Source organism: Glycomyces lechevalierae (assembly GCF_027622945.1).
GTDB lineage: Bacteria > Actinomycetota > Actinomycetes > Mycobacteriales > Micromonosporaceae > Glycomyces > Glycomyces rutgersensis.
In genome coordinates this window covers 135,840-141,839 of sequence record NZ_JAPZVQ010000002.1, presented here as the reverse complement: position 1 = coordinate 141,839, position 6,000 = coordinate 135,840, and the positions used below count along the sequence as shown (strand labels likewise).

At 68.3% G+C, this 6,000-nt stretch carries 4 protein-coding genes; 2 read left to right on the top strand and 2 right to left on the bottom strand.

The window, feature by feature from the left end; genetic code table 11:
- Positions 1–99 precede the first annotated feature (99 nt).
- On the bottom strand, positions 100–2,157 hold the full coding sequence (locus O2L01_RS04270) for a cellulase family glycosylhydrolase (RefSeq protein ID WP_270120618.1): 2,058 nt from the start codon (positions 2,155–2,157) through the stop codon (positions 100–102).
- A gap of 343 nt (positions 2,158–2,500) precedes the next feature.
- On the bottom strand, positions 2,501–3,757 hold the full coding sequence (locus O2L01_RS04265; protein ID WP_270120617.1) for a DUF418 domain-containing protein: 1,257 nt from the start codon (positions 3,755–3,757) through the stop codon (positions 2,501–2,503).
- A 228-nt stretch (positions 3,758–3,985) separates the two neighbouring features.
- On the opposite strand from O2L01_RS04265, the gene O2L01_RS04260 reads away from it, so the two are divergent.
- Together O2L01_RS04260 and O2L01_RS04255 are read left to right on the top strand one after the other, a co-directional pair.
- Positions 3,986–4,672, top strand: a complete 687-nt coding sequence (locus O2L01_RS04260) for a response regulator (RefSeq protein ID WP_270120616.1) — start codon at positions 3,986–3,988, stop codon at positions 4,670–4,672.
- Positions 4,669–5,808: a sensor histidine kinase gene (locus O2L01_RS04255; RefSeq protein ID WP_270120615.1), complete on the top strand. Its 1,140-nt coding sequence runs from the start codon at positions 4,669–4,671 to the stop codon at positions 5,806–5,808. The genes O2L01_RS04260 and O2L01_RS04255 overlap by 4 nt, the downstream gene beginning before the upstream one ends.
- The last annotated feature ends 192 nt before the right edge of the window (positions 5,809–6,000 follow it).

Here is a 6,000-nt window from a genome sequence, read left to right as displayed (position 1 = left end):
CCCCCTGCCCCCCCCCCCCCCCCCCCCCCCCCCCGCCCCCCGGGGGGGGGCGCCCCCCCCCCCCCCCCCCGGCCCCCCCCCCCCGCTCCGCTCAGGCGTCTAGGAGGCCGTTCCGGTCACGGTCGAACCGTTCTTGGTGACCGTGTAGACGACCGACTCGCCGCCCCAGAAGTGGTACGTGATCGTGACGGGTTCGCCGTCCCTGATCGCGTTCACGAACGAGGTCGGGACGGTGATCGTGCCGCCGTCGTAGTTCGGCAGCCAGCTCACATTGGACTCCTGGTACGGGGTCCAGGAGGCGGGGCCGGCGTTGGAGCCGTCGGCGTAGTGGGCCTCCATCTGCTCGATGTGGTCGCCGTTGAACTGCGTCGGGATGACGAGCGAGTTCGTCCCGGTCGCGTCCGAGAGCACGGCCTGGTCGAAGGTGATGACGTTGATGCGCCACGGGACGCCCGCGGAGAAGCGGGCCTCGATGGTGGCGTTGGTGCCGTACGCCCGGTCGCCCGCGAGGCGGGTGAGGGTAGCGGCCTTGAAGGTCAGCGTGTCGCCCGAGAGCGTGTAGTCGGTGCCCTCGACGAGCTGCGTGTTCCCGTCCCACAGGCCCTCGAACTCGAGGCCGTTGCGGTCCAGCGTCTGCGACACGTCGCCGATGGTGCCGGCCTTCTCGAGGTAGATCCGGTCGAACGAGGTCGCACCTGAGCGAGTCGTCCAGCTGGAGGAGATCCGGTCGAAGAGGTACTGGTCGTGCCACTCCAGGGTGTTGCGGTTGAGGAACTGGATCGCGTCCCAGATCATCGTCGTGAAGTGGTACTCACGGGCCTGGAACTGCAGGTCCTCGAAGAACTTCAGCATCTCCCCGTACTCGACCACCTCGGGACCGGTTACGCCGTAGTTCAGGATCGCCCACTCGCCCACGATGACCGGGATGCCGTTCGCCACGAAGGTGTCGTGCGTCCGCTGGAAGGCGCCCGCAAGGTCCGCCTGGGACTGCTCCTCGTAGGTCGGGAACCCGGCGACGTTCACGGAGAACGGCCAGAAACCGTAGTAGTGGATGGTCGCGGCGACCATGTCGTCGTTCAGGCTGTCGATCATGGCCTTGACGGGGTCCAGGCGCTCCTGCGCGGCGTTGGTGTTGAGCGTCGGCAGCACCAGGAGACGGTCGGCGTTGTTCCCGCCCGAGGCGCGGACGATGTCGTAGAAGGCTCGGTTGAGCTCTTCGTTGTAAGGGTCGCCCGCGTCGCCTTCCTTGCCCACGAACTGGGGTTCGTTGTTGCTCTCGAACGACAGGCCGTCAGGGTAGTCCTTGAACCGCTCGGCGATCTGCGTCCACATCGCCTCGAACTTGGCCATGACGTTGTCGTGGTCGTTGGGCAGCTCGTCGAGCCACATCCACGAGTCGTGGTGGAGGTTGATCATGACCTGGAGGTCGTTCTCCAGGGCCCAGTCGACGACCTGCGCGACGCGCTCCATGCGCTCGGGCGCGATCGTGTAGTCCGGTGCCGGGCCGGTGAACTCGTCCCAGGTCACGGGCAGGCGGATCGAGTTGTAGCCCTCGGCCTTGTAGGTCTGGAGCAGTTCCTCGGTGATCATCGGGTTGCCCCAGGCGGTTTCGCCGCCCAGCGCGTCGAGCGTGTTGCCGATGTTCGTGCTCGGTTCCATGGCCGCGACCTGGTCCATGGCGTTGTCCCACTCTTGCGGGCCGCCCGTGGGCGTCTCGGTGGGTTCGCCGGTGGTGCCGTCGCAGAGGCGGCCGTTGAGGCGGAACTCGGTCGGGTCGGTGTTCTCACCGGACCATGAGCCGGTGAAGCCGAAGGCGACCGAGTCGCCGGTGGCGACCTTGGCGTTGTAGCCGTGGCTCTCCGCCTTGGCGGTCTCGCCCGAGGCGGTGTGCTTCGCGTTCCACATGTTCGTGACGCGCTGGCCGTCGGGCCAGGTCCATTCGAGGCTCCAGCCGTCGGTCGCCTCACCGAGGTTGGTGATCTCGACGGCGGCGATGAAGCCGCCCGGCCATTCGCCGGTGACCTCGTACTCGACCTCGCAGCCTTGGGCCGCTTGGGCGCTGACCGCGCCCATGAGTCCGGCCGTCAACGCGCTGACGGCGGTGACGGCGATCGCGCCGAGGCGCAGTCGTCGTCTGTGGACAGTTATCGGTCTCATTCAGGACTCCTTGCCGGAAGGGGAATGCAGAGATGCGGCCGGGGGCCGGAGGCATCGAAGTATGTAGATTCCTGGACCGCTACGGAGTACGGTACGCAGACGCGTTCTACTTTGTCAACTAATGAAACCAAGCAAACGGTATCGGCGCCTATGCGGGGATCACCTAATCGACATTCGGGACGTTGTCTGGCGCAGAACGACTTTCGCTCACGGGCGCCGCCTTCGCTGCGGTGCCCGTGAGCGATAGTTAGTTCCTTATTTTGACAAAGCGAGGTCGAGTCGGACGGTCCACTGCTGGTTCGTGCCGCTTCCGCAGATCCGAACGCCTCGGCGACCCGTCTCGCTACTTGAGGTACTTCGCCGGCTTGGTGGCGAGGTTGAGCAGGTACTCGAGTGGGCCGCGTTTGAAGAAGTGCGACCAGATCGCGGCGAAGACGATCGCTCCGGTGATGAGCGTGAGCACCGGGATCCAGGAACCGCGGACGCCGCCTCCCGGCAGGGAGAACGAGGACATGACCACGAAGTGGCCGACATAGGCCGTCAGGGACATCGTGCCGACCGCGACGATCGGCGTCATCAGGCGGCGCAGGCGCGGCAGGCGGTCCATCAGGAACGTAGCGCCCACGATCACCAGGATCGCGATGCCGACGCTGCCGACGATGTCGAACGTGGTCCCGCTGTGCGGCCCGGCGACGAACAGTTCGCGGACCGACGGCTGGTACTCGAACGACCCGCTGTCCATCGGCGGTTTGGACGAGCCCGAGCCCGACCAGGACCCCGAGCCGGACGACCCGCCCTCGGCCATGCTCCGCAGCGCGCCCTTGCCGGCCAGCAGCAGCGACAGGCCGTAGGCGACCGCCGTGAGCCCGGCGCCGAGGGCGGCGAGGCGCCGCTGGTTGGCGGGGGCGGACAGGTCGACGCGTCCCAGGGCCATACCGGCGACCACGAACGCGATCCACGGGATCGTCGGGTAGAAGCCGGTGAACAGCAGGTCGATCACGCCGACGCCGCTGAGCTTCTCCAGCGGGTCGTACGCGTCCACGGCCTGCTGGACGGATCCGCTCAGCAACGGGCGCATGAGGAACGCCAGCTGTGGCCCGACGACCGCGAGCGCGGCCGCGGTGATCGCGAGTGCCTTCCCGCTCAGCTTGAGGAACAGCATCGCGATGAGGAAGTAGGCCCCGTAGAAGCCGATGATGATGACGTCGCCGTAGAACTTCGCCAAGAGCGTGCCGAAGGCGAGCAGGACGATCGCGCGGATGGCGATGCGCGCCTTGGCCTTCCGCCCGGCCAGGCCGGTCTTCGGTTCGCTGCGGCCCGCGATGAGCATCAGCGAGAAACCCGCGAGGGTCGCGAACAGGACCGACGAGTGCCCGTCGGCCATGTACCGGACCCAGCTGCCGACGCCGCTCGTGGTCGAGAGCATCGGCCCGACGTGCACGATGTACATGCCGAACACGGCCAGCGCTCGGGCCAGATCGAGCCCGAGTACGCGACCGAGGGCGCCGCCTCGCTGCGGTTGCGGTTCGGGCGGCCGCTCGCGGTCGGTGCGGACCAGTCGCAGCGTCCGCTCGCTCTGCACAGTGTCGGTGTCAGTCATGGATTCAGCTTGCGGCGGCGCGGGCGCACTCCCCATCCGGCGAAGGTCTGCCGCGCTGCGGCAGACGGCGGGAACCGATCCCTCCTAGCAGGGATCGCTCGCCCGCCGACCGACCGAAGTTCCCCCCGCCGACCGGCGGAAAACGCCGCGGAACGGCCGCGACGCAGGCGCGACGAGGCCCGGCCATGCTACGAATCGATCCGTGGAAACGACAATGGAGGAGCGGCCGTGATCCGGGTTCTGATCGTCGACGACGAGGCGCTGATCCGCAGCGGCATCGAACTCATCCTCAACGCCGCACCGGACATCGAGGTCGTCGGCGCGGTCACCGGCGCCCGCGCGGTCACCGAGGCCGAACGGCTGCACCCCGACATCGTGCTGCTCGACATCCGTATGCCCGATGTGGACGGGCTGACCGTGCTCGACCGCATCCTCTCGAAGCCGTCGCCGCCGGTGGTCGCCATGCTCACCACCTTCGACAACGACGAGTACGTCGCCGCCGCCCTCCACCGAGGCGCGGCCGGGTTCCTGCTCAAAGACACCGCCCCCGACCACCTGGCCCTGCAAGTGCGCACCCTCGCCGCCCACGGCGTGGTCCTCTCCCCGAAAGTCACCTCCACCGTCGTCGACGGCTACCTCGCGTCGACCCGCGGCCAGCCCGCCGACACCGTCCTCATCGACACCCTGACCGACCGGGAACGGGCCGTCCTCGTCCACCTCGCCGACGGACTGTCCAACACCGACATCGCCGCCCGCCTCTACCTCGGCGTCGGCACCGTCAAAGACCACGTCTCGACGATCCTCGCCAAACTCAAGGTCGCCAACCGGGTCCAAGCCGCGCTCCTGGCCGAACGCGCGGGCCTGCTCAGCGCCGTTCCCGGCAGCGCCGAGTACAACACCGTCGAGCAGCGATGACCTCGCTCATGGCCCGCATCACGGCCTGGTGGCACTCGGGCTCACGCTGGCCCGCAGTCCTCCTCGACGCCACCCTCATCGCCGTCGCCGGGGCCGACCTGGCGTTCAATCACATGCCAGGGAACTGGTGGGACGACATCGTGCTCGTGGCCGGGGTGATCGCGCTGGCCGTGCGCCGCCGGTTCCCGTTGGCGGTCTTCATCGCCACGCTCCCGATGCCGCTGCTCATGGGCCAGTCGGCGGCGTCGCTCATCGCGCTGTTCACGGTCGCGTGCGCGACCCGGAACCGGTGGCTGCTGAGCGGATGCGCCCTGGTCTACGCGGGCTTGACCATCGCCCCATGGTGGGGCGGCGGCGACATCCTGGCCGAATCGGCCTGGCCGGTGTGGGGCGTGTACTCGCTGGCACCTGCGGGCGCGGCAGTGTTTCTAGGGCAGCTGCTCCAGACCAAGCAGGAACTGAGCCGACGCCTGGAGGAGATCAGCGAGGTCCGCGAACACGAGCAGGCGCTGGCGACCCAGAAGGTGCTGGCGCAGGAGCGCGCCCACCTGGCCCGCGAAATGCACGATGTCGTCTCCCACCAGGTGAGCCTGATCGCGGTGCGGGCCGGAGCGCTCCAGGTGAGCACCCAGGAATCGGTCGCGAAGGAAGCGGCCGACACGATCCGCACGCTCGCGGCGCGCACGCTGGACGAGTTGCGGTACATGGTGAGCGTGCTGCGCGCCGGAGGCGGCGCGGGCAACGGACTCGCACCCCAGCCCACCCTCGACCAACTCGGCGAACTCGTCGACAACGCCGGCTTGCAGGCGCGCCTCGAGACGGGCCCGCTGCCCGAGCTCAGCCCCCCGCTGCAGCGGGCGATCTACCGCACCGTGCAGGAAGCGCTGACGAACGCCCGCAAACACGCCCCCGGCGCCTCGGTCCGCGTCCAAGTCGCCCAAGACGACGGCGCCGTACTGGCCGAGGTGATCAACGCGGCGCCGAATCGACCGGTGATGCCGCTGCCGAGCGCGAAGCACGGACTGATCGGCCTCAAACAGCGCGCCGAGCTACTCGGAGGAACATTCGAAGCAGGGCCGACGAACTCAGCAGGCTGGAGGGTCGCGCTGCGCGTCCCGCTGAAGGCGATGAGCTGAGCGCGATACCCACGAAAGACGTTGCTGGGCAAGGAAAAAGGGCCTTCGGTTGAAGGCCGTCCTCTCCATGCCTGGCTGTGGAGGCGGTGGCGCATGAGCGGGGAGCAGCCACGTTCGTGTATTCGGCGTATGAGAGCCAGAGCTCGAGCCCGGTCCAGGGCTCGGGCCGTCTCCTTCTGCGGCGAGCTCTCA

Excerpts from the sequence above, each read along its gene's own strand:
- O2L01_RS04270 (WP_270120618.1), bottom strand. The coding sequence starts at position 2,157 with ATGAGACCGATAACTGTCCACAGACGACGACTGCGCCTCGGCGCGATC.
- O2L01_RS04265 (WP_270120617.1), bottom strand. The coding sequence starts at position 3,757 with ATGACTGACACCGACACTGTGCAGAGCGAGCGGACGCTGCGACTGGTC.
- O2L01_RS04255 (WP_270120615.1), top strand. The coding sequence starts at position 4,669 with ATGACCTCGCTCATGGCCCGCATCACGGCCTGGTGGCACTCGGGCTCA.